The following is a 26,390-nucleotide window of genomic DNA, read 5'->3' on the forward strand; positions in this document are numbered from 1 at the left end:
GGCCGCTGGCGCATCCTCCAGCACATCACCACCAGCCCCAGCAGAATCGGCGACATCACCCGCGCAGCACTCGTCCTCACCCATTTCGAGCATGGCCACCTACCCGAAACTCGGTGAGATCACCTCATTGCGCTCCGGGAAGGTGACCGCCCACGGACACACAGGACGCCCATGGCTTGTGATCAGCTGGTTTCGGCCAGGCTCGTCAGAGGCCCGGGATCGTCGTGAAGCGCGTGAGAACCGAGCCGCTCCTGGGGTATCCGCTTACGCGACTCGAGAAGTTCCCTCACGGCAGGGCGCAATCGCTCGGGGAACCACGCACAGAGAGCGGCGCGTCCGGCACCGGACCCTGAATTGCTGGAGTCGGGCCCGCTCCACGCGTCCTTGCCGGCGAGGAGAAAGGCATAGCAGCCGAGCGCCGGAAGCAACGGCGGCAATCCGAGGATCGCCGACTCGGCGGCCGCCTTCACCGCGGTGTCGATTCCGGCCACGTCCAGATCGCCGAAGTAGTAGAGCCTGGCCGGTGCCGGGACCAGGAGGGGGACGCTCCGAACACTTCGGTTGAATTCGCGGCCGTGGCCCCAGGCGATGTGCAGGTCGGGGCGTTCTCTCTCGGGAAGACGGCGAAGGGCCGTGATGAACGACGTGTAGGTGGCCAGGTTCTCCACCACGAGCAGGGCGGTCCGGCCTCGCCCGGGAATGTGCTGGGACGCGAAAGGCAGTGGCGGCTGGTAACAGGCAAGAAGTTCGAGACTGAGCGCGCCCGAGGCGAACAGCCGGGTCTTGGCATAACGGTCGAGTGCCTTCTCGTCGCCGAAGAGTTCGAGCGATCGCTCCTGGACCGGGACCTCGACGGGCCGGGGATCGTCTCTGAGCCATGCCGCGATGCGCTCCAGCACCATGTACTCGTCCTCCCTGGTGGCCAGCCGCCCCGCTTCCTCGAGAGCATGCGGCCACACTCGTGCTCGTGGCTTCGCGCGGGCGGGTGGCGCGGGGGTGTTCCGCATCACCCAGCGGGGGATCGCCGGGACGGCCCTGCGGTCCCAGCCGGTCCTGGAGCCCTGGGCGGGAAAGGTCACCAGCCCGTCGGCCAGCAACTCCTCCAGTGCGGCGCGGAAGCGGGCCGAGCCCTCCGGGTCACCGACCAGGCCGGGATCGATCCTGCGGGCGTGGCCGAGCAGAACCTCGATGTCGACGCGCTTGCCGGTCAGCTCACCGAGCCGCTCCGCGAGGCCGAGCGCGAGCCGGGACGGCGCGTTCGTCATGTGGGCTCCTCCGCCGGATCGCGCCCGTGGTCGGTGTGGGCGACCCGGATGCCGGTCACCGTCCCGCCGGGCGGTTCGTCCTGCTCGTCCCCTCGGTTCTCCTCGTGCACGATGAAACGGCGGTTGCGGGTGCGTCCCGCCCGGTTGTCCAGCCGGATGATGTTGGGAAACTGGATGACCGCGGCCGGGTCCTTGACACCCGTGGTGTAGATGAGCTGGACGCCATGTGCGGCGGCGACGTCCCGCTGCAGGCGCACCAGCGGGGCGGACGAGGCGCGGCCGATGGGGTTGTCGAGCAGCAGCACGCCGCCCGACCTGCCTCTGCGGCCCGTCCCTGTGGCACGAAGCGCGGCCAGCGTGCAGTACAGCGCGACGCACACGGTCAGCTTCTCGCCGCCGGACCACTTCGCGAGCCGGCTGATGTCCTCGGTCGTGGAGACCCGGTCCGTGGTGGGCTTGACGACCTTGACCGTGAATCCGCGCGGCCCGGCGGCCTCATGCAGTGTGGTCTTGAGCAGGGACATGCCGTCCGGGCGCAGCCCCTTGACGATCAGCTGGTCGATGATCCGGTCGGCATAGGTGCTCAGGTCCCCGTCATGGGGACGGTCGAAGGAGATCCTCAGCACCTTCTTCCCGGCCCACGCTCCATGTGCGGTGGGCATCAGCGAGGCGCGTTCGGCCTTGCCGAGCATCTCGAAGCTCTGCTTCACCAGGTCGGCCAGGGCCTCGCTGATGATCTGCTGGTCCTTGGCGATCGCGTCGAGTTCGTCGGTGAGCGTCTGCGCCCGCAGGCGCAGCCGCGCCGCGAGATCGGAAGCGTGCGGCCCCAGCGCGGTGACCGGGTCGTTGGCCACCCGGTCCTTCACCGGGCCCGTGACCGCGGGGTGCCTCGTCGCCGTCTGGCGGAGCGCGTCGACCGCCACGGTGAGCCGGCGTTCGCCCTCTGTACGCCGCTGGACGGCGGCGGCCAGCCGCTCCTTGGCGTCGCGGGCCGCGACCCGTCCCGCCTCTCTGTCACCGGTGAACGCGGGCTCGGCCACGTCCGGAAGAGTGGGCAGGTCATCCAAAAAGGTGGCGAAGTATTCGGCCCGTTCCCGGTAATGCCGGTCTTCCGTTTCGATCTCACGGATGACGCCTTCGGCGCGGCTACCGCGTTCCTGTGCCTGCTGGGCGAGAACGTCCTGTTCGGCGGCGAGGGCGGCGGCGTGGTCGGCATCGAGCGGGACGGTGGGCAACGCCCTCCGTGGCGGCTGGCGATGCCGGCGCTCGATGTCCTCGAGTTCGCGTTGTCGCACCTTCAGGTCGCTTTTGGCTCTCCCACGGTTTTCCACCGCTGCGTTCGCGGCGGTGTGTGCGGCCTGGCGTGCCGCCGCGCGCCTTGCCGGTTCCTGGCCTTCGGGGGAGGCCAGGAGCTGCCGCGCCCGTTCGAGGTCATCCGGATCCAGACGGGCGAGTTCGCCTGCCGCATCCTCGACGTCCGCCGTCAGGCGCTGTACGCGGTCGGCGAAGACGGACTGGGAGGCGCGGTTCTCGACCGCCCGTTCGGCCCGTTCCCAGCCGTCCCGCAGGACGTCCAGCGGAACGGACGGGTCGTCCTCGACCGCCTGATCGAGCGCTGTCACCGAGAGCGCGGCCGCTTCCGAACGGTGAGCGCGGGCTCTTTCGTCCTCGTCCTCGGCCCGCCGCGCCTGCTCGTGAGCGATCCTGTCGGCACGGCGGGACGCGGCGGCATGTCGGGTCTGGCGTTCGCTCGCCGCCCTTTTACGGGCTTCCGCGTCCTCCTTGCGAGCCTGCCATTCCCCTCGTTGTGCCAGCACGGGCACCATCTCGTCGAGCCATGAGAGAGCCTTGTCGATACGGGTGCGTTCGCTGTTCAGAGAGTCGCGTTCGGAACCGTCGAGGTCATCGGCGTCGTCCAGGCCACGCAGTTCGGACCGGTTGGCCTCCTGCTCCCGCCTGATCTCTTCAAGGGCCTCGTCCAGCCGGACGATCTCTCGGCTCAGCAGCTCCAGATGCCCGGCCGGACACTCGTCCAGGAAGTCCTCCAGCTCGCGGCGCAGCTCGTCGTCCGCCGCCCGGCGCGCCTCCAGTTCCTTCTCGCGCAGCAGATGGGACCTGACACGTTCCTTGAGCCGCCGGACCGCGGCCTCGGCGAGATCTGGATCGACCAGTCCGGGCTCGAGACCCAGCCAGCCGGGCCGGACACCGGCGCCGCCCTCGTCGTGAATGCGGAGCAGCATCTCGACATCGGAGGTGGTGAAGACGCCCACGAGGGACGTTGTCACCGTCGACTGTGACTCCAGCAGCCGGATAGCGTCCTGCATCGATCCGGTGGGAACGATGACCCCACAGCCGATCTGAACGATTCCGGGCTCGTCGATGGCCGCCAGAAGCCGGTCGGCCGGGAGTACTCCGCGCAGATATGCCCATCCGGCCTCCGCCGCGATGCCCGATCCGATGAGCAGCCGCTCGACTCGTTCGGCGTCGAGCGTGGTCGGCAGCACGGCGTCGCGCTCCTGCGCCTCGATGGTCCGCTCGTCGGCGTGCAGCTCGGCACGCCGTCGTACCCTTTCGTTGTCCGCGGCGATGACGCCGTCTTGGAGGCGGCGCAGAAGGGCGGGGCCTTCACCCCACGGGTCCAGCGGGTCCTCGGGCGTGGCCTCGGCGAGTTCACGCAGGCGCGGGGACGCCGTCAGCTCTCCCAGCCGTGCGGTCAGCGCGGAGTGACGCGCGGCGGCGTCATCCCGTTCGCGTGCGGCGGCTCCGCGCTCCTCGTTCAGTTTCTGATTCCGGTCGGCGATCTCCGACCGCCGGTTCCTGCGATGCTCCCACCTGGCCGCCAGCTCCCGGAGCCGGTGGTCGCACGTGCGCAACTCGACTGTCAGCGCCTCCCGGTGCGCGATGAGATCGGTGTTCTCCGAGGGCAGATGGCCCCGCTCGACGCCGGTGCGGAGGCGCTCGGCCATGGTGGACAGCTTCGTGTCCGCCTGGACCGCATCGCTCGTCGCCGTCTCGATCTCGGCGGCCGCCTCGTCGGCGAGCCGGTCATATCTCTCCACGTCGGCGCTCGCCGTCTCACTGGCGGCACGAGCCTCGGACGCCGCTCCCTCCGCGTGCTGGGCGAGTGTGAGCAGCCGTTGCCGCAGCCGCACGGCGTGACGGTCACGCTCAGCCCGGAGCGGTGCGATCTCCTTCTCCTCGGTGGCGGCCTCCAGCCGGGCCTGTGCCAGTTCTTCCCGCAACGAGACGAGCGCGCCCAGTCGCTGGGCGATCTCCCATGCGGTCACCTGTGCGGCCGACGAGAGGACATGCTCTTCGGCCGCCTCCAGGGCGGCCTCGGCGTCCTGCACACGCTGCCGAGCGGCCGCGCGCCGGTAGAGGTAGGCCAGGTCGTTGGCCGTGGACTTGTCGTTGTTGGCCCTGGTCAGCTCCTGCGCCACAGCCTCCCGTTGCTCGGCCAGGCTCTCGCGCCTGGCCTTGGCCTCGTCGATGGTCGCGCGGAAGGACGACGCCAGCCGCGCGGAGTCGGCCGTGCGGGCCTCCACTTCGGCGCCTGCCGCCAGGAGCCCGTCGTGGCAACTGGACACCTCGTCGAGGTCTTCGGCCGCGGCGAGGCAGAAGTCGTGTTCGGCGAGTTTGCGCGGCTTGGCGCGCAGCAGGGCGGTCACGTTCTCCAGGCGCTGCGCGACGCTGGTGACGGCGTCGGGCGGCGTCGTCAGGTCGAGCAGGAAGTCGATGAACTCCCGGGCCGACGCGAACGTGAAGAGGTCCTCCACGCCGCCCTCGACATGGTTCATCTGCTTCTGGATGCGGAAGATCTCGGGATCGAGATGGCGGTCGGACAGCACGCCGGCCCAGGTGTACTGCTTGTGCGTGATGGCCAGCTTCGCCTGGCGGTCGTACGGTGCCGCCATCGCGCGTAGCGCGTCGAGATAGCCGGCGAGCCGGTACGGTCGCCCGCTCTCGTCAACGAACGGGAGCGTGTCCAGCCCGATCACCCCGGGCACGGCGTGGCAGGCGTAGAAGTAGCTGGTCAGCCGCTCCCGGGCGGCGGCCGGCTGTGCGGGCCTGCGCAGGTCGGCCCACTCGTGCACGGCTCCGGTGATCAGCACCTCGTCCGGCTCCCCGAACAGGCTGCGCGCGGCGCCGCGCGGCTCCCAGACGGCGACGACATGGGACGTGTCGCCCGAATCGATGTAGTCGGTGAGGCTGCGTTTGACGGCGCGTCCCATGAAGTCGTTCGCCGCCGGCAGCAGCATCGCGTACAGGAGCGACAGGATGCTGGACTTGCCGCCGCCGTTGCGCAGCCAGACGACCGAGTCATGAGCGGTCCGCGTGTCGTCGACCGGGGCGGTCAGATCGAGGGTGAGGTCGGCGAACCGCGCGGACCGCTCTCCGATCGAGCGGAACCTGAGGGCGCTGAGCTGGAAGGTCATGGCGTCGGGTCCCCCTGGTGCGATGTGTCGTGGTGCTGGTCCCGGCGCCGCCGGACCTCGGCGATGAACGAGTAGGCGCGTTCGAGCGCAACCTCGCGGGCGTGGATGCGGAACCTCTCGGTCAGCGTCCAGCCGCCCTCCGAGGACGTGTCGGGACGGGCCATGGCCTGGCCTTGCAACCAGGTCAGGACGTTGCGGACCCAGTAGCGGCTGCAGGTTTTGCGCAGCTTGCCGCTGCCGCGTCCCCTGTCGCCGTACTCGATCGGCTTCATGTTCAGGTAGATCCGCCATGCCTCGTCGAGGCCGTGTTCCGGGATCTCCTCCCCTGCCGCGTCGTGGGAGCGCAGCCGCTCGCACAGGTCGCGGAGCCAGTCGTCGAAGTCGCGTTCGGAGACGTGCCTGACCCTGTCGTCCTCCAGTTCGTCCGCGCTGGGGTAGGCGAAGGCCACCAGGCCGGTGAGGACGAGCCCGGCGATCAGTCTGTACCGCTCGTCCTGCGCGTTGGCCATGTCGGAGATCCGGAAGGCCAGCGGGGACTCCGGTTCCACGCCGAGGATGAGCCCGTAGTCGCCGTCCGAGAGCACCCGGACGCTCAGGCCGTGCAGGAAGGCGTCGGTGGCCGAACGGAGCTCGCGCTCCCCGCGGTACCGGGAGAGGACGCGCTGGTACTCGGGATTGCGGCCGGGGCGCTGCGCGGGCCGCATGGCGAACGAGATCAGTGTCCCGATGTCGGTGAAGTCGCTCTGGACGAGACTCATCGGTGTCCTCCGGGGAAGTCGTGGGAGGCGGCCGGGGCCGGTGCGGCGTCGGCCAGTGCGTCCTGCTCGGGTGCGACGATCACGTCGTCGCCGACCCAGCCGGGAAGGCTGAGGCGAGTGCCGTCGGTGTCGACCGCGGCACGCGGGCCGAGGACACGGTCGGCCAGGTCGTCGGTCATGGGGATGTCCTCGTCGTAGGTCTCGGGGGAGTAGGCCCAGAGCACGGCGAGGCTGAGGATCTCTGCGCCGACCCGTCTGATCGAGGCCGAGGGCTCATCCGCGTCGTGGTGGCACGCATCGATGAGAGTGGACAGACGGGCGGGCAGACCCACCGTCCGCACCGCGCGGATCGCGACATCGATGGCCTCGGGCGCGAGGGAGGGCGGTGATGGGGCCGCGAGCTCGGTCTCCTCTGGTTCCTCGCCGGTCTTCCGGCGCTGCTCCGGACGGGCCCAGAGGTCGTTGATCAGGCGGTAGAGGCGCGGGAGCCGGGGGACGTGCGGGCCGCACATGTCGGTCAGGAGCCGCCGTGTCATGGCGGACGCGTCCTCGTACGCCAGCTCGATGCCCGGCAGCAGGACGTCCCGGTGCGGGTCGGGGAGGTCGATCGCGGCCGGGGGACGGAAGGACTGCCGTTCCTGCTCGTCGAGGAAGACCCCGCGGGCGCCGATGACCCTCCGGTGCAGATCCTCGTGCCGGCGGCGGCATTCACGCAGCAGCGCGTCGATCCGCGTCGCGGCGGCCAGAACGGCGGAGTCGTCGCTCCCGAAGGCGGTGTGGATGCGTTCCAGGAGCTTGCGTTCCGCCCTCAACCTCTCCTGGATATGCGTGCGTGCGGACTCCAGCCGCTCCGGCACGGCCGCGATCCAGTCGCCTTCGACCGCCCGCAGGTCGCGCCGGGTCTGCTTGATCACCTGGTCGAGGTCGTCGGCGAGCCGCACCGACAGCAGCCGGGCGCGCTCGGCCGACTTGCGCGCGGAGTCGAAGGCGTTGCGCGCCAGCTGGCGTTCCAGCATCAGCTCGGTCGCGACCTGCTCGTCCTCCACGTCGAAGTCGAGACCGCCGATCAGCGCGTTGATCGCGTCCGGGGTGGCCCGCAGCACGTTCTCGTCCCTGACCGCGTCGTCGCGCTCGACCAGCAGCGAGAACGGGACCTCGCGGCGCCGGTGACGACCGTCCTCAGCGGTGTAGTCACTGGTCACATAACGGAACGGGCCATCGCGGCCGTTGCGGTTGAGCAGCGAGTCGATCACGAACGAGGCCACCTGCCGGTGCTCCTCGGCAGGGCGCTCGGCGGCCGCGCGGTAGGCGAGCTCGCGAAGCGCCACGGCGACGTCGTCCCGTGTCGCCTCGAGGTCGAGACCTTGCCTGGCCACCACCATGTCGATGGCGGCCAGCGCCAGCGTGACGATGTCGTAGGTGTCGGCCGGCCAGTCTCTGCGCCGTGCGGACTGGGCCATCTCGATGATCGGAGAAAAGCGGAGAAAAGCGGCAACCCGGGCAGGAAAGGACGATTCAGAGGCGCTCAACCCCGCGGGATCGGCATCGACCGGCATTCCGTCGCCGTCCGGCTCGTTGCGATCTTCGTCAGGGAGATCCGGCCCCTCGATGAGAGATGTCATGTGTCCGTCCTTCGCTGCGTCAGTGCCGCGGTCAGGAGCGTAAGCGGGGGCTCCGACACTTTCGGAGAATGGGCAAGAATGACCTTTTCCGGTCGTGGAGCACCGGTCAGAAGATCGTCGTCGCCCGGCGTCCCCTGGTCAGGGCCACGTAGAGGCGCCGGTGGCTCTCGTGTTCCGAACTCAGCCCGGCCTCCAGCAGGGCGGCCTCGTTGTCCGTGAGCCGTACACCGACGTCATTCCACTCGCGGCCCTTGGCCTGATGGATCGTGAGTCCGGGGATGAATCCTTGCCTGTCCGCCAGCAGGCGGGCATGCATCCCTTCCAATTTCCGAATATGTGTTCGATGTTTCCGCTTGAACGGCCGCTTCGTCGCTACGCCCACCGCTCTGATCAGCCGCTGGTAACAGGCGTCGATGTCGCCGGTTCCGCGCATCGATTCCAGGACCTCGCTGAGCGGACCGGCGAGACGGTCCAGCGTGTCCTCGTCGAGCTCGAGAGTGCCCAGCGCGTCCGAGAGGAAGACGGCGTGCTCTCCCAGCGCCATGGTGGTCAGGCGGTCGAGCAACAGGAGTATCGCCGCCGCGTTCGTGGTGTCCGGCATGCCGAAGGAGAGGGGCAGAACGGTGTGGGGGCATTCCCACAGCTGGTCCCAGGTTCCGGCGAGGACGATGTCCGGCCGTGTGAACGCCTGAGCGGAGAGGCGGACCGTGCGCCCCTGGCGCAGTTCGGTGGACAGCATTCTGGATTCCACCGTGCTGAATCTGAACGACCGGGTCAGGGGCAGTTTCGCGAACCCCTGCCCGGCGACCAGTCCTGGTACCAGATTCGGGTCGGCGCCGCGGAAGCCGTACAGGGCCTGCCAGGGGTCACCGATGATGGTGACACGGATGTCCTGGAGGCAGGCGAGTTCCACCAGCCGAAGATCGAGCCGGTTCGCGTCGAAGATCTCATCGACGACGAGCGCGCCGATGGACTCACCGAGCAGCCGCGCGACCGCGTTCCGCGCCTCGTCGCGGTCGAGTGCCGCTTCGAGCACGGCGCGGACGTCGTCGTGGGTGCACTCGCCCTCGTTCACCCGTGCGACGAAAGCGTCGTGCCGGACATGGCTGTCCTGCCTCGCCGACCGCATCCTCACGACGACGTCGCGGCCGTCGAGGGCAAGGAACGGGCGTCGTTCACCCCATCTGTGCTCGGCTTTGCCCTTCCAGGTGTCGTGCACCGTGATCGCGGTCAAACCGCCGGGCCACTGGACCAGGCCCAGCTCCAGGAGATGGCCCAGAACCCGTTCCAGCAGGGTGTCGAAGGTCATCACGCGATGCGGCCGGGTCAGAGCGCGTCCGCCCCATTTGAGCCGGATGCGCTGCCGGAGTTCGTTCGCCGCCGACCTGGTGAAACTCAATCCGATGACCGTGCCGTCCGCCGTCCCGGTGAACCGGTGCAGGCCGAAGCGCATCGCGGCGACCGTGGTCTTGCCCGAGCCGGGCGCCGCCTCGATATAGGCACGCCGAGCCGGGGAGCACACCGCCGTGATCTGCTCCTCCGTCAGGTCGCCGCTATTCCCGCTCATCGACCTCACTCCAGGACGCGTCCGCGGAGGTGGCGTCCAGGTCGGCCTCGTCCAGCAGGACGTAGGGCTCTTCGGAGCCTGGAGAGCCGGTGTAGAGGAACTCGAACAGGTCGCTCATGTGGTCGGGTACATGGACGGGCTCCCCCTCGTCGAGCCGGCGGCGCAGCTCGTCCGCGAGCTGGAGAGCGAACCGGCCCTTGAGCCTGGCCGCCGGTCCGGCGCTCGCGGGCGCCGAATCGGAGGTCTTGACCGCACTGTGGAAGTGCGCATGGACGGACGAAGGAGTGATCGGCTCGGGCAGGGGCACCCCCAGCCTCGCGAGAACCTCGCCGATGGCGGCCTCGTTCTTCAGCGTGATCGCTGGTTCCAGCGTGGGATGGCTCGCGAAGAAGCCGACCACGTCCGGATCATGTTCCTCCAGCCAGCCGGGCTCGCGTGGCGTCTCGTCCCATGGCTGGTCACTGTCGCGCAGGACTGCCACCTTGGCGGCGCACTCATGTCCCCGCGTGGCGAGCAGGCGCATGGTCCAGGGCCCGACCTTCGTCCCGATCACGACGATGGTGAGCGCTTCAATGAACGCCGAACGCGCCCGATCGGCGCCCGCCCACGCGCGGTGTTCGCGCGTTTGTTCAGGGCTGTTGCGCTGCGCGCATGGAGGCGGCGGTTTTGGCGGGGTCGTAGTTCGGGGGGACGCCCTGGAGCAGGACGGCGGTTCCTTCGATGTGGTCGGTTCGCATGGGGAGGATCTCCTGGTAGGCGTCCGAGGCGTACCAGGCGCGGGCGGTGTCCATGTCCGGGAACTCGATCAGGACGTAAGTGCCCTCCGTTCGGCCTTCGATCTGTTCCGGTGCCGTGCCGTGGACGAGGAAGCGGCCACCATACGGGTCGAGGGTGTCCTGGATTCGCTCCATGTAGGTAAAGACGTTCTCGTGCAGCGGTGGCTGGGGGCGCAGGTTGGCGAGGGCATAGGCGGTCATCGTTGCCTCCGTTGGCTAGCACATGGTGGTCTCGGCTCTTTCAGCCTGGCGGGTTGAAGGAACGCTCACCATTACCTCAGGCGTAGCCCCTCCGGCGGTACGCTGCCGGACGCCGATGCGTGCGGCTCGGCTGTTGCCGGTGCCGTCATCTTCGCGCCGACGCTATAAGGGCTATGAGGAGTGACAGTGGCGGTTGAGCGGCAGGTTGAGATTCGTGGGCTGCGGCTGGCCTACGTTGATTTCGGTGGGTCTGGTAGGCCGCTGCTTGCCTTGCATGGCCATTTCGGCCGGGCCCGGATGTTCGCCTCGCTCGCCGGCATGCTCGCGTCCGGCCACCGGGTCGTCTCCCTGGAACTGCGCGGTCACGGCCATAGTTCACGGGGCGGGAGCTATAAGCCGGATGAATATCGCGAGGATGTCGCCGAGTTCGTCCGGGAGATGGGCCTGGCTCCGGTCGATCTCCTAGGGCACTCGATGGGCGGTGTTGTCGCGTTCCGTGTGGCGGCCCGCTATCCGGAACTGGTACGCGCACTGGTCGTGGAGGAGGGCGGCGCCTGCAACCGTCGGCCTGAGGTGCCCAACCCGGTTTTGGACGTGCGCTCCTGGCCCCGCCGTGCTCCTACCCTCTCCGACCTGCGCCGACAGATCGAGGCGCGCGGCATACCGGACGCGAGCTATTTCATGGAGAGCGCCGCCGAATTCGACGATGGCTGGGGCTTTCTGTTCGATCTCGACGACATGATGGAATCCCAGGAGGCGCTTGTCGGCGATTGGTGGCCGGACTGGCTCGCCTCGACGTGTCCCGCGTTGCTCATCCATGGAAGGGACAGTTTCGTCCTCCCCACGCCGATGGCCAGGGAAATGGCCGCCCGTCGTCCCGGCACCGGGCTTCAGGAGTTTCCCGGCTGTGGACACTGGGTTCACGACGATGCCCCGGAACGCTTTGCCGAAGTCGTCGGAACTTGGCTCGGTGGCAATTCGGGCTAGGTTTCGGCGTCGTGGAGCAGGGCGGCGATGTCGTGGGTGAGTGCGGGCGCGGTGGCGATGGTGGCGGAGGAGTCGAAGGTGTGGTCCGTGCCGTCCTGGTCGATCACGTTGGCTCCGGCCTCGCGGGCGATGATGATACCGGCCGCCATGTCCCAGGGTTTGTTGGACAGCGTGATGCCGGCGTCCAGCTTGCCTTCGGCGACCCACGCTAGATCGATGGCCACCGTTCCCAGCATCCGCACTCGCTGGACGCTGGCGGCGAGGTGTTCGGTGAGGGCGATGCGTCGGCGGTTCTTGGCCTCGGCGCCCTCGCCTACGGCGTAGTCCCCTATGGCGACGATCGCGTCCTTCAGGTTGGTGGTCATGCTGGCACGGATGCGGCGGTCTCCGAGGTGGGCGCCGGTGTGCTGGGCTGCGTGGTAGCGCGCGCCCAGGAAGGGCAGATCGATGACGCCCACGATGGGGCGGCCTTTGGCGATCAAGCCGATCGAGATGCCGCAAAGCGGGATGTCGCGCACGAAGTTGGCGGTGCCGTCCACCGGGTCGATGGCCCACAGGAGATCGCCGGTGGTGTCCCCGCTGATCCCTTCTTCCTCGCCTAGTACGGCGATGTCGGGCGTTCGCTCTTCGAGGTAGTCCCGGACGGCGCGTTCCACCGTGTAGTCGACTTCGCTGGCCATGTCGCGGTCACCCTTGGCGGTGAGCAGGCCGGGCACGCGCGTGCGCACCAGCTCGCTTGCCATCTCCGCGGCCTTGAGGGCGACGGGGAGCAGAGCCGCGGGTGCGTCGTTCATGTGATCCGACCTCGTTCCCATAGACGCTTGCGTTCCCGCGATCGTGCTTTCGGACGCGAAGGAGCACGTCAAGAAGTGTGCCCAGACGGGCCGAGCGGCTCTGGAAACGGTCGGGTCGGTTGGGGTGGTACGGATTGGCCGTAATTCGGGGTTGTGAGGTGATCTTGGGGGAGGTCATGCTCTGACGGATGATCTGCTTGGAAGTGGGATAAAGGTCGATTCAATGGCGAAAGATGACGAAAGTTGCTGATCAGGTTGAGGCTTCATTAAAACGTGCGCGGGGTATGAGTGATGTAGGACACATCGCAACGCCCCACGGAGTGCGAAATGTATGTCTCCCGCCTTTGGGCGATCACTGTCGGTGCCATTACAGTTACTACGGGTTTGGTCGCGGGGGCGGGGTCGGCCGCCGCGGCCGCGACCAACTACGTCGCCCTCGGGGATTCCTACTCCTCCGGGACGGGGGCGGGAAACTACGACCCCGCTTCCGGTAACTGCCTGCGCAGTGCCAATGCCTATCCGCGGCTGTGGGCGGCGGACCGGTCGCCCGACTCGTTCAAGTTCGTGGCCTGTTCCGGTGCGACCACCTCGTCCGTGACAAGCGGGCAGTTGAGCGCGCTCGAGTCGTCCACGACCCTGGTCAGCATCACCGTGGGGGGTAATGACGCGGGCTTCGCGAGAGTGATGGAGACGTGCGTGCTCCAGTCGACGGCAAGCTGCGAGACCGCGGTGGCGAACGCCGAAAGCTTCATGCGCAACACGCTTCCCGGACGGCTCGACTCGCTGTATTCGTCGATTCGTTCCAAGTCGCCTTCGGCGCGTGTCGTGGTGCTCGGTTACCCGCGGCTCTACATCCAGAACAGCAGCGGGTGCATCGGGCTCAGCCAGACCAAGAGGGCCGCGCTCAACCGGGCCGCCGACACCCTCAACACCTCCATCAGCGGAGCCGTCTCGCGGGCGGGGTTCACGTTCTCGGACGTCCGGGACGAGTTCGCCGGGCATGAACTGTGCTCTGGGGACGGATGGCTGCATTCGCTGACCTATCCGATCGGCGACTCCTACCACCCGACGGCCCGCGGCCACGCCAACGGGTACTACCCCGCGCTGCGGTCAAGCACCAGCGGTGTATTGGCGCGGCACGCCGACTCCTGACAAAGATAAGCGGCCGCCGTTCCTCTCCGGGACGGCGGCCGTTTCCGTTCAGGGGGCCGGGTTGCTGGAGCGCCACTCCTGGGCTTCCGGGGTCTCGGTGTATTCGAGCAGGTGGTTGCCGGCTATGCGTTCCAGGACGGCGCGGACCTCGGACGGGGTGGCGTAGAAGAACTCGCGGCGCTGGTTGACCCGGTTGACGCGCCGGTCCGCGAATTCCTGGTGGAGGCGGTTCTCCAGGCCGACGGCGTCCTCGCTGAAGATGAGCGCGTGCACGTCGAAGTGGAAGGGGACCGAGGCGTCGCCGAGCTCGCGGACCCGTTCGGTGGGATCGAGACGGCGGGTCATGCCGATCTTGACCATGCGCTCGCCGAACGCGCCGATGTTGGAGATCACGTAGACATGGCCGGTCCGGGTGTTGGCGGCGCGTCCCTCGACATCGCTGATGGCGTTGGCCACGTCGGCGAGTTTGGCGCGCAGCTCGGCGGCTCCCGCGGTGTCGCCGTTGGCCTCCAGGCGCGCCAGGGCGGTCTGCACCTGTGACTGTGCCTTGAGGAGGCGTGCCTTTTCGCGTTCGAACTCCTTGCGGGCCTTCTCCTCTTCGCGTTGCCGTTCGCGTTCCGCCCGGATCCGCTCCTTCTCCTCCTCGGTCTTGGCGAGGTGGTCGGCGGTGAGCCGCAGTTCCTGGATCCGGAGCCTGCGGTAGTCGGGGCTGACCCGGATGTTCATCGTCTTGCCGAGCCGTTCGATGGTCTGGGCCGTCTTGTCCAGCCGTTCGATCGAAGAGCGCAGCTTGTACGGGCGCATCGTCCGGATGAGATTGTCTGCCTCGGCGTTGTAGGCGCGCAACATGAGCTTGGAGAAGTCGCGCACCATTTTCCGGCCCTGCGCGAGCGAGCCGTTCACGGACCAGTCGGTGGCGCCGACGACGGCGCGGTCACCGCGCGCCATCGTCTTGATCCTGTCCTTGATCTTCGCGAGTTCGGCCTTGTAGGCGACGGCGTCGGCGAGGGGGTGCTGGTATTCGTAAACGCCGGCTTCCTGGAGGAGCGCGACGTCCTGGGTTTCGACGATGCTTTGGCGGATCCGATCGAGCTCTTCCCGCTTGGTCCTGATCTCGTCGGCCAGGGCGGCGGCCTGCCGACGGTGCCGCTCGTTCTCCTCGGCGAGCCGTAGCGGCTCCAGCGCGCCCACCCGCTGCAATTCCCGGAGGAGGCGGGCGTTCTCGGCCTCCAGTTCCTCGATGCGCTGCTTCTTGCCGCCGAAGGCGGGACGGCGTTCGGGTCGTGCGGGAGGTGAGGTCGCCGGGGCGGCGGCGAATTGCACGGGACGTCCGCGGGTGACAAGGCGTTCGGCGAGTTGGAGAACGGTGGCCGCGTCGGTGTCGTTGAGATCGCCGAAGTCGACGTCGGCGGCGTTGTGCAGATGGGCGACCAGTCTGGGCGTGTGGGTGAATCCGGAGCGCAGCTCGACCGCGGAGATCGTGCCGAGCTCGGCCGTCAGCCTGAACCCGGAGGCGTTCAGATCATGGATGGAGAAGGCCGCGATCCGGCGATCGGTGATGACGAGATGGTTCAGCGCCGGGCGCATCTTCGCGGTTCTCGTGAGCGCGAGAAGTGTTTCGTCCTGGTGGAGGTGCCGAGCGAGCCTGATGAGGAGGTCGCGGACTTTGTCGGGCTTCAGTTTCGCGCCGACGTACTGCGGCCAGGCAACGGGCGGCTCGGGCGGCTCGGGCGGTGAGGCAGGCGCGGGAGGCGGTGGTGCCGCAGGCGTCCAGAACTGCCAGCCCGGCGGAGCGGGCGGCCATGAGGGGGCGGGCTGCCAACCGGGCGGTGGCGTCCAGCCGATGGGCGGGGCGGGCCATCCCGGGGGAGAGTTGTAGAGCCAGGCCGAGGTGTTGCTGGGTCTGGGCGGCGGTGCGGCGGCACTTGGCACGGGAACGGGTGGCGTGGGCGTGGCTATCTGGGTTCGTATGAGTTGCAGGATCTGCGGAGCGTCCGTGTCGTGCACGTCGCCGAAGTCGGATTCCTCGCCGGAGTCGTGCTTCACGACCAGGAACCAGCGCTGCTGGTACGACTTGCGGGTCTCGACATCGGTGATGGCGCTGAGCGGGAGTTCCTGACGTGGGCCCTCGCGGCTGAGGTCGGGCGCGGAGAAGCCGATTACTCGGGTGTCGGTGACGGCGACGTGGGTGAGCTTGGGCAGCGCCTTGGTGGTCGTCACCAGGGCCAGAAGGCGCTCCTCGCCCTTCACGAAGAAACCGAGCACCTTCAGGAGATGGGCGGTCTCACCCGGGTCCACATCTGCGCCGATGTAAGGGGTGGTGTGCGGCTGAACCGTCATCGCTTCTCCGCTCCTCGTCACGCGTGGCCTTCGCGGAGACCGGGCCGGGCGTGCTGGGAGCGTTCACCGGCGAGGATGTGTTCGTTGGCGTGGCGGTCCCCGTTTTCTTAGCGGGACGCCCCGTCGGAGGGCTGCGTTTACCGGTGGCCGGATGTGGAGAAGGCGCCGGATCGAGTGGCGCAAAGCCCGATCGAGTGGTGCGAAGGGGTCAGCGGCACATGCCGCCCCCTCCTTCTGTCTCGTTGTCCTGGTCGATGCTCGGTTCCATGTCGAGGTATTCGTCCTCGGGCCAGAGTTCGTTGGCGAGGAAGGCGAGGTACTCCTCGTCCAAGGGATCCAGCTCGGTGGTGAGTGATTCGGGATAGGGGCCAGGGTCGGCAGGGCTGGGCGCGGATGGAACAGGGGACGAGGACTTGGCGTCGGCGGGCCGTGATGAACGGCGCTCGCGAGAGCGACGGCGCCTGCGCGGCAGCGCGAGTGGCAGGCTCAGGACGAGCAGGCCGCCCAGGCAGGCGAGGACGAGGGCCGCGATCACACCACGCTGTCCTTCCGTAAGAGCCTTTCGTAAGGAGCAAAGCAGTTGAAAGCTACTAGCCGGATGTTTCGGATGGGCGACGACATGCCGCGCGAGGGGGAGAGTGATGCCGTGAAGTTTGGTCCCTCTTGGCCGGAGGTCCGGGAACTGGGACGGCTCGTTTGGGACTACCTGGTCTACGTCACGCCGATGGCGCCGAGCGAGGTCATCGTGGCCATGGGCTGCCACGACATACGTGTCGCCGTACAGGCCGCGCGGCTCTGGCACGAGGGCTGGGCGCCCTTGGTGGTCGCCACGGGGGGCAACGGGAAGGTCACATCGGATTGGGCGGAGACGGAGGCGAAGGCGTTCGCCCGTGTGATGCGGGAACACGGCGTACCGGACGAGGCCATCCTTCTAGAGGAAACGGCGACCAACACGGGTGAGAACATCGCCGCGACGCGTCGCTTGCTCACCCAACGCGGAGTGCGTGTGAGCCGCGGGATCCTTGTGGCGAAGCCGTACATGACCAGGCGCTCCCTGGCGACGGCCCTCCGCCGATGGCCGGGTGTGGAGTGGCTGACCTCCGCCCCGGAGGTCGCGTACGACGCCTACCTCGACGACGACCCCCGTCAGGTCTTGGAACTCATGGTCGGCGACCTGCAACGCATGGTGGTGTACGCGGAACGCGGCTTCCAGGCCCCTACGGAGGTCGATGAGGCGGCTTGGGCGGCCCATGAGCGGCTCGCGCGGTTGGGGTACGACCGCTATGTGATCTCCTGAGCGGTCTCGGCCCGTCCCGAAATTGTCAGACCCCCCGCGTAGCGTTCTTGGTGGAGCCGGAGGCCACCGCTGGGAGAGAAGGCCATCATGAACGCCTCGGATCTGGCGCAGGTGCTGTACACCACGACGCTGCAGGCGTCCGATCGCCCGACGGCGGCGCGGGTGCGGGCGGCCATAGGGGAGCGGCTGCTCATGGCCGGTCCGGACGTCTGCGCCGCTCATGTCGCGCAGGAGGCCGGTGACCATCCGGAGGTCTACAGGGAGAGGATGCGCTGGGCTTTGGATGCTGTGAACCGCGCTTACGCACCGTGCCGGCTCCTCGCGGCGGCCTGACGCGTCGTCCTTCACAGGGGCGAGGACGACGCGCATCCCAGCCGGCGCGGGTGCTCGGCTGGAGCCGCCTCTGAACCGATATCCCTGACAGGCCGATATCCATGACAGGCCCATATCCATGACAGGCGTCCGGTGAGCGCGTTGGCTCCGGCCCCGCCGCCGCGTGCCACAAAACTTCCCCGAGGCCCGCCGTACTCGGGTGCGAACGAGCGGTTGGGGGCATAATCGGCGCATGGGTCGTACGCAAGCGTCCACTTACTGCCGGATCTGCGAGCCCCTGTGCGGGCTGGAGGTGACCGTCGAGGACGGGGCGGTGCGGCGGATCCGGGCGGATCGGGAGCATCCCCTGTCCAAGGGGTTCGCATGTCCCAAGGGCATCGCGATGGCGGAGATCCAGAACGACCCGGACCGGGTGGTGCGGCCGTTGCGGCGACGGGCCGACGGGGAGTTCGAGGAGGTGGGGTGGGACGAGGCGCTCGATGACATCGCGTCCAGGCTGCGGCGCATCCGCGAGGAGCACGGCGGGGACGCGATCGGCTGGTACTTCGGGAATCCCGCGACGTTCTCCTACAGCCATCCGGTGTGGCTGAGCGCCTTCATGGCCGCCCTCAAGTCGCCGCACCTCTATTCGGCCGGGTCGCAGGACGTCAACAACCGGTTCGCGGCCAGCGCGCTGCTGTACGGGTCGCCCGCACTGGTGCCGATCCCGGATCTCAAACGGACCGACCTGCTGCTGATGCTCGGCGCCAACCCGCTGGTCTCGCACGGGAGCGTCATCACCGCGCCGCGGATCAAAGAGGACCTGACGGCGATCGTCCGGCGCGGCGGCCGGGTGGTGGTGGCCGATCCCCGGCGTACCGAGACGGCACGGGCGTACGAGCATCTGCCGGTGGCGCCCGACGGTGACGCCTGGCTGCTGCTGTCCCTGCTCAACGTGATCTTCGAGGAGGGGCTGGAGGACGCCGAAGCCTGCGCGGCGCAGGCCCGTGGTGCGGGGACGCTGCGCAAGGTCGCGAAGGACTTCCCGCCCGAGAGCACGCAGGGACGCAGCGGAGTGCCCGCGCGGACGGTGAGGGACCTCGCGCGGGATCTGGTCTCCGCCGAACGGGCGGTGGTGTACGGCAGGACGGGCACCTGCCTGGGACGGTACGGGACGCTCACCGCGTTCCTGATCGACGCGGTGACGCTGGTGACGGGCAACCTCGACCGGCCCGGCGGAGGGATCTTCGGGGCGGCGCCCATGCGGCTCGACGAGCTGCTGCGGGTGTCGGGGCTGGCCACGTACGGGAAGACGCGGTCACGGGTGGGCGGGTACCCGGACGTGCTGGGCACCTTCCCCGCCGGGGTGATGGCCGAGGAGATCACGACGCCGGGGCCCGGACGGATGCGGGCGCTGGTGGTGTCGGCGGGCAACCCCGTCCGGACCGTGCCGGGGAGCGCGGCCCTTGAGGCGGCGCTCGACGAGCTGGACCTGCTGGTCTGCATCGACCTGTACGTGACGGACACCGGGCGCAAGGCCGACTACGTGCTGCCGGCCACGACCTTCCTGGAACGGGAGGATTTCCCGCTGCCGTTCCTGCAGAACCATCTGACGCCCTACGTGACCTGGACGGACGCGGTGGTCCCGCCGCGAGGAGAGGCCCGCCAGGAGTGGCAGATCATCGACGACCTCGCACGCCGCATGGGCCTGGCCCTGGGCGCGGTCGCCCTGCAACGGCTCGCGTACCGCATGGGCATACGGCCGTCGCCGCGGTTCTTGGTGGACCTGCTGCTCCGCACTGGGCCGAAAGGGGATTGGTACGGGCTGCGGCGAGGTGGCCTGAGCATCCGCAAGCTCCGGACGCATCCGCACGGCATCGTCCTGGGCGAGCATCACCGCACCGGGACGTTGCGCCGCAGGATCCTGCACAAGGACAAGCGGGTGCGCCTGGACCCGCCGGAGATCGTCGCCGAGATCGAGCGCCTCGCCGCCGAGCCCGCCGAAGCGGAGGAGCGGGACGAGGCGTACCCGCTAAGGCTGATAGGGATGCGGGAGCTGCGTTCGCACAACTCCTGGATGCACAACGTCCCGGGACTGATGCGGGGCAAGCGCCGGCACGCGGCCCGCGTCAATCCCAAGGACGCCGCTGAATACGGGCTTGAGGACGGTGCTCTGTGCAGGATCACGTCCGAGCATGGGGCCGTCGAGCTGCCCGTCGTCGTGACCGATGAGATGACGCCGGGCGCCGTGGCCGTACCGCACGGGTGGGGCCATCAGGGCGGAGGATGGCGAGTCGCCAACGCGGCGGGCGGCGCGAACGTGAACCTGCTGGCCTCACCCAGGCCAGGCGACCTGGAACCGCTCGCGGGGATGGCTCACCTCAACGGCGTTCCGGTCGCCATCGCGCCCGCTACCGGCCCCGAACGCTGATCAGGCGGGCGTAGGGTTCTGCACCGGATTCCGGGCGGGATCCTGAGCCGGATTCCGCACCGGAGTCTGGACGGGACGGTGCGGGTCGATGACACGGCCGTCCGGGAGCAGCTCACCGGTGTCCTCGAAGAGGACGATGCCGTTGCAGAGCAGGCTCCACCCCTGTTCGGGGTGGGCCGCCACGATGCGCGCGGCCTCCCGGTCCGTGTCGTTGGGCGTGGGGCAGGGCGGGTCGTGCGGGCACGTCGTCGTGCGTTGAACGGACATCGGCATCTACCTCCACTGCGTCCCAGTTTAGGACACGATGCAGCCTGCCGAGTGCTGACCGTAATAGGCAAGTAGATGGGGAATTCTTTACTTTCCCGTTGTGGTGCGATCCGCCCCGGCGGTCCGGTCAGCGCCGGAGGTCGTCGTCCGCCTCGTCCCCATGGTCGACATCGAGTCCGACGACCGACAGGCAGCCCGTGCAGAGCCATTCGGCGATGACCGCCTGGTGGTTGGTGGCGTGGGTCCGGTACGGGTGGGCCAGGCGGCGCCGCCGCATGCCGTGGCCGCAGGAGGAGTGCAGGAGCCTGCCGCACTGGGGGCAGGGCCACACGTCCTCGCGGCGCTGGCCGCAGTGCGGGCACATCGGCGTCTCATAGGTCTCGGCGAGGTCCAGGTGTCCGTGCAGGTCGGCCAGGCCGTGGTGGCCGGGCAGCCCCGGATGGCCGGGGAGCCCCGGCAGGTCGGGGAGGTCGGTCACGGCCAGCTCGTTCCGCCACTCCAGCTCCAGGTCGAGGTACTCGTCGGCGGGCCAGTGGTGGTCGGCGAGCCAGGCCAGGTACTCCTCGGAGCCGGAGTCCAGGACCGCGGTGAGCGATTCGGGATGGGCGGTGGGGGCGGCGGGGGTGGTCGCCGGCGTGCGGGGGCGGCCGCGACCGCGCCGCGCGACGGCCAGCAGCGCCAGCAGGCCGATGAACGCGGTGGCGGCCAAGCCTGTCGCCGTGGCCATCGTGGGGTCCTTTCATGATCTTGCCGGGAGGTTGTCCGATCATGAATTCGCTTCACAAAACGCTGCGCACGCTACAAGAAAGGCTCTTTACGGAAAAGTCGCTCACAAAAGAATCTTCGTCGTGTTTCCGGCGTCCGGCATGTCCGAAACCCCCGTCCGCGCACCGCCCTGTCACGGTCCGTCACGGCCGGCCGGGGCGCCGGTCCGGACCTCGCCGCGACGCGCCTTGAGATCGTCCGCGAGGGTCAGGCTCGGTCCTTAATTCCGCTTTCGCTCCGGATTGATGTGATCGGTGCTGCCGGCCCGGAACGCCGGGCGGCGGCATGACAGTCACGGAGGGATACGAGCTATGGCTCTCAGCGGACGAACCAGGATCGCCGTCGCGGTGGCGGGGGTCGCCGGGGCCGCGGCGCTCGGGCTGGGCGGCGCGGCGCTCGCCGATCCGGGCGGCGGCCGGACCGAGCTGCGGATCGTCACCGGACACCAGGACGGCGGCCCGGCGGTGTCCCACGGCAACGCCGGGTGGACCGGCAAGGCGCCGGGCGAGGACTGCCCCGAGCGTTCCGGTGGCGCCGATCCCGCGCAGGCGGCGGACGGCCGATGACCCCACCGTCCCCGGACGCCGACAGCGCGCTCGCCGAGCGGGCCCTCTTCGAGATGAAGAGGATCATCGTCGGCCAGGACCGCATGATCGAGCGCATGCTGGTCGCGGTCCTGGCCGGGGGCCACTGCCTGCTGGAGGGCGTGCCCGGCGTCGCGAAGACGCTGGCCGCCGAGACGCTGGCCACCGTGGCGGGCGGGACCTTCGCGCGGATCCAGTTCACCCCCGACCTGGTGCCCTCGGACATCATGGGCACCCGCATCTACCGGCCGTCCACCGAGACCTTCGACATCGAGCTCGGCCCGGTGATGGCCAACGTGGTGCTGGCGGACGAGATCAACCGGGCCCCGGCCAAGGTGCAGTCGGCGCTGCTGGAGGTCATGGCCGAGCGGCAGGTCAGCATCGGCGGCCGGACATTCCCCGTTCCGGCGCCGTTCCTGGTGCTGGCGACGCAGAACCCGATCGAGTCCGAGGGCGTGTACCAGCTCCCCGAGGCGCAGCGCGACCGCTTCCTGCTGAAGATCGACGTCGGTTATCCGACGGAGGCGCAGGAGCTGGCGGTGCTCTACCGGATGAGCGTGGACCCGCCCGAGCCGCACGCGGTCCTCGACACGGCCATGCTGTCGCGGCTGCGGCGCTCGGCCGAGCTGGTGTTCGTCCACGACGAGGTGGCCCGGTACGCGGTACGGCTGGTGGCGGCCACGCGGGACCCGCTGGCCTACGGGGTGGAGGACGTCGCGCGGTTGATCGCCTACGGGGCGGGGCCGAGGGCGACCCTGGGGCTGGTCGCGGCGGCCCGTGCGCTGGCGCTGCTGCGCGGCCGCGACTACGTGCTCCCTGCGGACGTGCGGGACCTCGCGGTGGACGTGATGGCGCACCGCCTCGTTCTGTCCTTCGACGCCCTGGCCGACGGGGTGGACGCCAAAACGATCGTCGCCCGCGTGGTGTCGTCCATCCCCGCGCCCCGGATCGCGCCGCGCGAGGACAGCCATGTGGCGGGGGCCGACATCGAAGCCGATCCCGATGCCGGACAGCCCCCCGGCGCGCAGGGACCGCCGTCCGGGAAGGAGGCCGCGGCGTGACACCGTCGGGCGCCCCGGAGCGGGGCATCCCCGTGGGGTTCCGCGAGCTGGCGCCGGAGCGGGCGCTGAAACGTCTCGAACTGGTGATCGTGCGGCGGCTCGACGGGCTGCTGCAAGGCGATCACCTGGGGTTGCTGCCGGGCCAGGGAAGCGAGGCGGCGGAGGGCCGGGAGTACCAGGCGGGCGACGACGTGCGCGCCATGGACTGGAACCTGACCGCCCGCACGACCGTCCCGCACGTCCGGGACCGGATCGCCGACCGGGAGCTGGAGACCTGGGCGCTGGTGGACGCCACCGCGAGCATGGACTTCGGCACGGGACGCGCGGAGAAGCGGGACCTGGCCGTCGCCGCGGTCGCCGCCGTGGCGTTCCTGACCGAGCGGACGGGCAACCGGATCGGCGCGCAGGTGCTGCATCCGAGCGGGCCGCGGCACGTCCCGGCGCGGACGGGCCGCGCGCACCTGCTGGCCCTGCTGCGGTCGCTGCTGGCCCTGCCCCGGTCGGAGCCGGGTGAGCAGGGCGGCGGGGACACGCTGGGCGAGGGGATCGGCTTCATGCTGCGGACGGCGGGACGCAGGCGCGGCCTGGCCGTGGTCGTCTCGGACTTCCTGGAGGACGTGGGGTCCTGGGAGCGGCGGCTCACGCAGCTCGCCCACCGGCACCAGGTGCTGGCGGTCGAGGTCGTCGATCCGCGCGAGCTGACCTTGCCGGACGTGGGGCTGCTCGCGGTCGTCGATCCGGAGTCGGGCCGCCGCAGGGAGATCTCCACCGCGAACCCGCGGCTGCGGCTCCGGTACGCCGAGGCGGCGCGGGAGCAGCGGGCCGCGATCGCGGCGGCGCTGCGCCGGGCGGGCGCGGCCCACCTGCGGCTGCGCACCGACCGGGACTGGATCCGCGACATCGTCGAGCACGTGCTCACCCAGCGCCGGATCGCGCGGGCGGCCAATCCGCCGCCGCGCCGGTCCGGCATGGCGGCGGCGCCGACCGGGGCGCCCGGGGGAGGTGCGGCGTGAACTTCCTGGCGCCTTCCAGGCTCCTCCTGCTGCTCGCGTTGCTCGCTCTGGTGGGCCTGTACGTGGCGGTGCAGGTGCGGCGCGGGCGGTACGCGGTGCGGTTCACCAACCTGGCGTTGCTGGAGAAGGTGGCGCCGGTGACGCCCGGCTGGCGTCGGCATGTTCCGGCGGCGGCGTTCCTGCTGATGATGGGGCTGTTCGTGACGGGGTTCGCGCGTCCGGCCACCGAGGTGCGGGTGCCACGCGAGCAGGCGACGATCATGCTGGCGCTGGACGTGTCCGCGTCGATGGAGGCCGACGACGTCCCGCCGAACCGGCTGGAGGCGGCCAAGCGGGCGGCGGTGTCGTTCCTCGACGGGGTGCCGTCCCGCTTCAACGTGGGCCTGGTGTCGTTCTCCGGCACCGCGACGGTGAACGTCCCGCCGACCACCGACCGGCGCGCGCTACGGGCCGGGATCGAGGGGCTGACGCTGGGACCGCGGACCGCGATCGGGGAGGGCGTGATCGCGTCCCTGGAGGCGATCAGCTCGTTCGGCGCGCAGTACGGGGAGTCCGCGCCGCCCGGCCGGATCGTGCTGCTGTCCGACGGCACCAACACGGCGGGACGGAACCCGCAGGTGGCGGCCGAGCGGGCGAACCAGGCGCGGATCCCGGTCTCGACGATCGCCTACGGGACGCCCGAGGGCGTGTTCTACAACAACGGCGCCGCGGTCCCGGTGCCGGTGGACGGGCCCGCGCTGGAACGGCTCGCCCGGGACACCGGCGGCCGGTTCTACGAGGCGGCGACGGGCGGCGAGCTGCGGCAGGTCTACCAGGACATCGGCAGCAGCATCGGGTACCGGACCGAGACCCGTGAGGTGTGGGTGTGGTTCATCGGGGCGGGGCTGCTGCTGGCCTGCGTGACCGCCGCCGCGTCCCTGCTGTGGTTCTCACGGCTTCCCTGAGGCTTGAGGAGTGTCATGAGTCGGCATGGCGAGGACTCGCGTTACGGGCTCGGCGAGCCGCGCGGCCCGGACTTCCAGCCGGCGCGGCTGCCCGCCGCCTGGCTGTCGCCCTCCAACGGCATCCCGCGCCCGGACGGCGGGCGGCCGGCGGCGTTCACCGTCACGTCCGACCCCTGGACGGCGAGGGGCACGGCCACCACGACGGTCGGGAGGGGCCCGCGGCTGCTGACCGCGGGGTTGCTGGCGGCGGCCCTGGCGGGCGGGGCCGTGGGCGGCGTGGCCGGATGGGTGAGCGCGGGCCGCGCCGTCGCCCCGATCACCCAGTCCACGGCCGGTCCCGCCAACGGGCCGGGCGATCTCAGTGATGTCGCGGCGCGGGTGCAGCCGAGCGTGGTCTCGGTGGAGACGCGGACGGGGTCGGGCGGCGGAGGCACCGGTTCCGGCTTCGTGATCGACCGGAACGGCCACATCCTGACCAACGCGCACGTGGTGGAGGGCGCCGTCGAGGTCGACGTGGTGCTGTCGGACCGCCGCCGGCTGACCGCGCGGGTGCTCGGCGAGGACCGGGCGCAGGACCTGGCGGTGCTGGCGATCAGCCCGTCCGACAGCCCGTCCCCGCTGGTGTTCGGGCGTTCGGCGGACGTGCGGGTCGGCGATCCGGTGATGGCGCTGGGCTCCCCGCTCGGCCTGGCCGGAACGGTCACCGGCGGCATCGTCAGCGCGCTGAACCGCGAGGTGCGGCTCGGCGACGGCGAGCGGCGCAGGGCGGTGCAGACCGACGCGTCCATCAACCCCGGCAACTCCGGCGGGCCGCTGGTGAACGCGCGCGGCGAGGTGATCGGCGTGAACACCGCGATCGCCACGCTGAGCCGGGGCGGCGGTGGCGGATCCATCGGCATCGGCTTCGCGATCCCGGTGGACACGGCCGTGGACGGTGCCAGGCGCATCATCCGCTGACACGATGGAGGCGCCAGGTGCATAGCCGACGAAAGACCGAAATAAGCCGACAAAGGCGACAGCGCCCGCGCCACAACGGGACTGAGGAGGCGCGATGCGGATCCTCGTGGTCGAGGACGAGGAGGACCTCGTCGAGGCGCTCCGGTACGGGCTGGTCCGTGCCGACTACGCGGTCGACGTGGCCTACGACGTCGAGCAGGCGTCCGAGAAGCTGTACGCGGCCTCCTACGACCTGATGATCCTGGACCTGTCGCTGCCGGACGGGGACGGGTTCGACCTGTGCCGGTCGATCCGGCAGGGCGAGCTGAACGGGGAGAGCGACCCCGGCCTGCGCATCCTGATGCTGACCGCCAGGGACCGCCTCGCCGACCGGGTGCGCGGGCTCGACCTGGGCGCCGACGACTACCTGGTCAAGCCGTTCGCGTTCCCCGAACTGCTGGCCCGCGTCCGCGCGCTGCTGCGCCGCGACACGGTCCGGCCCGGCGGCGCGGCCTCGGCGGTGTGGCGGGTCGGCCCGCTCCGCCTGGACACCGGGCGGCACGAGGTCTTCAGGGGCGACCGGCGGTTGCAGCTCACGCCCAAGGAGTTCGCGGTGCTGCGCTACCTGATGAGCCGTCCCGGGCAGGTGGTCTCCTCCGAGGACCTGCTGGAGCACGTCTGGGACGAGAACGCCGACCCGTTCACCAACACCGTCCGGGTCACCATCGGGACGCTGCGCCGCAAGCTGACCGTGGACGGCGAGGAGCAGCTCATCGAGACCGTCGTCCGCCAGGGCTACCGCCTGCGCGAGCACGACGGGCCTGGTCCGGACGGCCCCGAGCACGGCACCGCCCCGCGAGTACGAGAGATGTCCGACTGATC

At 69.8% G+C, this 26,390-nt stretch carries 23 protein-coding genes; 11 read left to right on the top strand and 12 right to left on the bottom strand.

Annotation, left to right across the window (positions count from 1 at the left end; translation table 11 throughout):
- Positions 1–182: 182 nt before the first annotated feature.
- The 7 genes from QSK21_RS12220 to QSK21_RS12250 all read right to left on the bottom strand — a co-directional run bounded on the left by QSK21_RS12220 (position 183) and on the right by QSK21_RS12250 (position 10,625).
- The gene (locus QSK21_RS12220; RefSeq protein WP_285695707.1) at positions 183–1,265 is read right to left on the bottom strand and encodes a Wadjet anti-phage system protein JetD domain-containing protein; all 1,083 of its coding nucleotides are present in this window, start codon (positions 1,263–1,265) and stop codon (positions 183–185) included.
- Positions 1,262–5,701 carry a hypothetical protein gene (locus QSK21_RS12225; RefSeq protein ID WP_285695708.1) on the bottom strand — a complete coding sequence of 1,480 codons (4,440 nt, stop codon included), beginning with the start codon at positions 5,699–5,701 and terminating at the stop codon, positions 1,262–1,264. The genes QSK21_RS12220 and QSK21_RS12225 overlap by 4 nt, the downstream gene beginning before the upstream one ends.
- A complete protein-coding gene (locus QSK21_RS12230) occupies positions 5,698–6,459 on the bottom strand; it encodes a hypothetical protein (protein ID WP_285695709.1) in 762 nt (253 codons plus the stop codon). The genes QSK21_RS12225 and QSK21_RS12230 overlap by 4 nt, the downstream gene beginning before the upstream one ends.
- Positions 6,456–7,919 carry a hypothetical protein gene (locus tag QSK21_RS12235; RefSeq protein ID WP_285695710.1) on the bottom strand — a complete coding sequence of 488 codons (1,464 nt, stop codon included), beginning with the start codon at positions 7,917–7,919 and terminating at the stop codon, positions 6,456–6,458. Before QSK21_RS12235 ends, QSK21_RS12230 begins: the two co-directional genes overlap by 4 nt.
- A 268-nt stretch (positions 7,920–8,187) precedes the next feature.
- The gene (locus QSK21_RS12240; protein WP_285695711.1) at positions 8,188–9,648 is read right to left on the bottom strand and encodes a UvrD-helicase domain-containing protein; all 1,461 of its coding nucleotides are present in this window, start codon (positions 9,646–9,648) and stop codon (positions 8,188–8,190) included.
- Complete coding sequence (locus QSK21_RS12245) at positions 9,635–10,201, bottom strand: hypothetical protein (RefSeq protein ID WP_285695712.1); 567 nt, start codon at positions 10,199–10,201, stop codon at positions 9,635–9,637. The genes QSK21_RS12240 and QSK21_RS12245 overlap by 14 nt, the downstream gene beginning before the upstream one ends.
- 76 nt (positions 10,202–10,277) lie before the next feature.
- Positions 10,278–10,625 (bottom strand): DUF1330 domain-containing protein, encoded by a 348-nt coding sequence (locus QSK21_RS12250; RefSeq protein ID WP_285695713.1) that lies wholly within the window; start codon positions 10,623–10,625, stop codon positions 10,278–10,280.
- A 186-nt stretch (positions 10,626–10,811) separates the two neighbouring features.
- Here QSK21_RS12250 and QSK21_RS12255 point away from each other — a divergent pair, with 186 nt between their 5' ends.
- Complete coding sequence (locus QSK21_RS12255) at positions 10,812–11,612, top strand: alpha/beta fold hydrolase (RefSeq protein ID WP_285695714.1); 801 nt, start codon at positions 10,812–10,814, stop codon at positions 11,610–11,612.
- Here QSK21_RS12255 and QSK21_RS12260 read toward each other — a convergent pair.
- Positions 11,609–12,406, bottom strand: a complete 798-nt coding sequence (locus tag QSK21_RS12260) for an inositol monophosphatase family protein (RefSeq protein WP_285695715.1) — start codon at positions 12,404–12,406, stop codon at positions 11,609–11,611. The genes QSK21_RS12255 and QSK21_RS12260 overlap by 4 nt on opposite strands.
- A gap of 384 nt (positions 12,407–12,790) precedes the next feature.
- Between QSK21_RS12260 and QSK21_RS12265 the strand changes: the two genes are divergently transcribed.
- Positions 12,791–13,558, top strand: a complete 768-nt coding sequence (locus QSK21_RS12265) for an SGNH/GDSL hydrolase family protein (RefSeq protein ID WP_285695716.1) — start codon at positions 12,791–12,793, stop codon at positions 13,556–13,558.
- Positions 13,559–13,606: 48 nt separating this feature from the next.
- Here the strand turns inward: QSK21_RS12265 and QSK21_RS12270 are convergent, their stop codons facing one another.
- Entirely contained in the window at positions 13,607–15,898 is a 2,292-nt protein-coding gene (locus QSK21_RS12270) for an SNIPE associated domain-containing protein (protein WP_285695717.1), read from the bottom strand.
- A gap of 208 nt (positions 15,899–16,106) precedes the next feature.
- Positions 16,107–16,433 carry a hypothetical protein gene (locus tag QSK21_RS12275; protein WP_285695718.1) on the bottom strand — a complete coding sequence of 109 codons (327 nt, stop codon included), beginning with the start codon at positions 16,431–16,433 and terminating at the stop codon, positions 16,107–16,109.
- Positions 16,434–16,544: 111 nt separating this feature from the next.
- Between QSK21_RS12275 and QSK21_RS12280 the strand changes: the two genes are divergently transcribed.
- From QSK21_RS12280 to QSK21_RS12290, 3 genes are all read left to right on the top strand, one after another.
- Complete coding sequence (locus QSK21_RS12280) at positions 16,545–17,195, top strand: YdcF family protein (protein ID WP_285695719.1); 651 nt, start codon at positions 16,545–16,547, stop codon at positions 17,193–17,195.
- An 87-nt stretch (positions 17,196–17,282) separates the two neighbouring features.
- A complete protein-coding gene (locus tag QSK21_RS12285) occupies positions 17,283–17,528 on the top strand; it encodes a hypothetical protein (RefSeq protein ID WP_285695720.1) in 246 nt (81 codons plus the stop codon).
- A 232-nt stretch (positions 17,529–17,760) separates the two neighbouring features.
- Positions 17,761–19,938, top strand: coding sequence for a molybdopterin-dependent oxidoreductase (locus QSK21_RS12290; protein WP_285695721.1), 2,178 nt, complete (start codon positions 17,761–17,763; stop codon positions 19,936–19,938).
- Here QSK21_RS12290 and QSK21_RS12295 read toward each other — a convergent pair whose 3' ends face one another.
- Positions 19,939–20,205 (bottom strand): DUF5999 family protein, encoded by a 267-nt coding sequence (locus QSK21_RS12295; RefSeq protein ID WP_285695722.1) that lies wholly within the window; start codon positions 20,203–20,205, stop codon positions 19,939–19,941.
- Between the two features lie 127 nt (positions 20,206–20,332).
- Positions 20,333–20,932 carry a hypothetical protein gene (locus QSK21_RS12300; protein ID WP_285695723.1) on the bottom strand — a complete coding sequence of 200 codons (600 nt, stop codon included), beginning with the start codon at positions 20,930–20,932 and terminating at the stop codon, positions 20,333–20,335.
- 349 nt (positions 20,933–21,281) lie between these two features.
- Here QSK21_RS12300 and QSK21_RS12305 point away from each other — a divergent pair, with 349 nt between their 5' ends.
- The 6 genes from QSK21_RS12305 to QSK21_RS12330 all read left to right on the top strand — a co-directional run bounded on the left by QSK21_RS12305 (position 21,282) and on the right by QSK21_RS12330 (position 26,388).
- Positions 21,282–21,536, top strand: coding sequence for a hypothetical protein (locus tag QSK21_RS12305; protein ID WP_285695724.1), 255 nt, complete (start codon positions 21,282–21,284; stop codon positions 21,534–21,536).
- Positions 21,533–22,615 carry an AAA family ATPase gene (locus tag QSK21_RS12310; RefSeq protein WP_285695725.1) on the top strand — a complete coding sequence of 361 codons (1,083 nt, stop codon included), beginning with the start codon at positions 21,533–21,535 and terminating at the stop codon, positions 22,613–22,615. Before QSK21_RS12305 ends, QSK21_RS12310 begins: the two co-directional genes overlap by 4 nt.
- A complete protein-coding gene (locus QSK21_RS12315; protein WP_285695726.1) occupies positions 22,612–23,628 on the top strand; it encodes a DUF58 domain-containing protein in 1,017 nt (338 codons plus the stop codon). The genes QSK21_RS12310 and QSK21_RS12315 overlap by 4 nt, the downstream gene beginning before the upstream one ends.
- A complete protein-coding gene (locus tag QSK21_RS12320; RefSeq protein ID WP_285695727.1) occupies positions 23,625–24,572 on the top strand; it encodes a VWA domain-containing protein in 948 nt (315 codons plus the stop codon). The genes QSK21_RS12315 and QSK21_RS12320 overlap by 4 nt, the downstream gene beginning before the upstream one ends.
- 15 nt (positions 24,573–24,587) lie before the next feature.
- Positions 24,588–25,529: a S1C family serine protease gene (locus QSK21_RS12325; protein ID WP_285695728.1), complete on the top strand. Its 942-nt coding sequence runs from the start codon at positions 24,588–24,590 to the stop codon at positions 25,527–25,529.
- Between the two features lie 94 nt (positions 25,530–25,623).
- Positions 25,624–26,388, top strand: coding sequence for a response regulator transcription factor (locus QSK21_RS12330; RefSeq protein ID WP_285695729.1), 765 nt, complete (start codon positions 25,624–25,626; stop codon positions 26,386–26,388).
- Positions 26,389–26,390 lie beyond the last annotated feature (2 nt).

The organism is Actinomadura sp. NBRC 104412, assembly GCF_030269515.1.
Lineage (GTDB): Bacteria > Actinomycetota > Actinomycetes > Streptosporangiales > Streptosporangiaceae > Spirillospora.

Coding starts and splice junctions, on each gene's coding strand:
- QSK21_RS12250 (WP_285695713.1), bottom strand. CDS start 10,625: ATGACCGCCTATGCCCTCGCCAACCTGCGCCCCCAGCCACCGCTGCAC.
- QSK21_RS12260 (WP_285695715.1), bottom strand. CDS start 12,406: ATGAACGACGCACCCGCGGCTCTGCTCCCCGTCGCCCTCAAGGCCGCG.
- QSK21_RS12325 (WP_285695728.1), top strand. CDS start 24,588: ATGAGTCGGCATGGCGAGGACTCGCGTTACGGGCTCGGCGAGCCGCGC.
- QSK21_RS12285 (WP_285695720.1), top strand. CDS start 17,283: ATGAACGCCTCGGATCTGGCGCAGGTGCTGTACACCACGACGCTGCAG.
- QSK21_RS12330 (WP_285695729.1), top strand. CDS start 25,624: ATGCGGATCCTCGTGGTCGAGGACGAGGAGGACCTCGTCGAGGCGCTC.
- QSK21_RS12220 (WP_285695707.1), bottom strand. CDS start 1,265: ATGACGAACGCGCCGTCCCGGCTCGCGCTCGGCCTCGCGGAGCGGCTC.
- QSK21_RS12290 (WP_285695721.1), top strand. CDS start 17,761: ATGGGTCGTACGCAAGCGTCCACTTACTGCCGGATCTGCGAGCCCCTG.
- QSK21_RS12270 (WP_285695717.1), bottom strand. CDS start 15,898: ATGACGGTTCAGCCGCACACCACCCCTTACATCGGCGCAGATGTGGAC.
- QSK21_RS12235 (WP_285695710.1), bottom strand. CDS start 7,919: ATGGCCCAGTCCGCACGGCGCAGAGACTGGCCGGCCGACACCTACGAC.
- QSK21_RS12240 (WP_285695711.1), bottom strand. CDS start 9,648: ATGAGCGGGAATAGCGGCGACCTGACGGAGGAGCAGATCACGGCGGTG.
- QSK21_RS12230 (WP_285695709.1), bottom strand. CDS start 6,459: ATGAGTCTCGTCCAGAGCGACTTCACCGACATCGGGACACTGATCTCG.
- QSK21_RS12310 (WP_285695725.1), top strand. CDS start 21,533: ATGACCCCACCGTCCCCGGACGCCGACAGCGCGCTCGCCGAGCGGGCC.
- QSK21_RS12225 (WP_285695708.1), bottom strand. CDS start 5,701: ATGACCTTCCAGCTCAGCGCCCTCAGGTTCCGCTCGATCGGAGAGCGG.
- QSK21_RS12295 (WP_285695722.1), bottom strand. CDS start 20,205: ATGTCCGTTCAACGCACGACGACGTGCCCGCACGACCCGCCCTGCCCC.
- QSK21_RS12305 (WP_285695724.1), top strand. CDS start 21,282: ATGGCTCTCAGCGGACGAACCAGGATCGCCGTCGCGGTGGCGGGGGTC.
- QSK21_RS12300 (WP_285695723.1), bottom strand. CDS start 20,932: ATGGCCACGGCGACAGGCTTGGCCGCCACCGCGTTCATCGGCCTGCTG.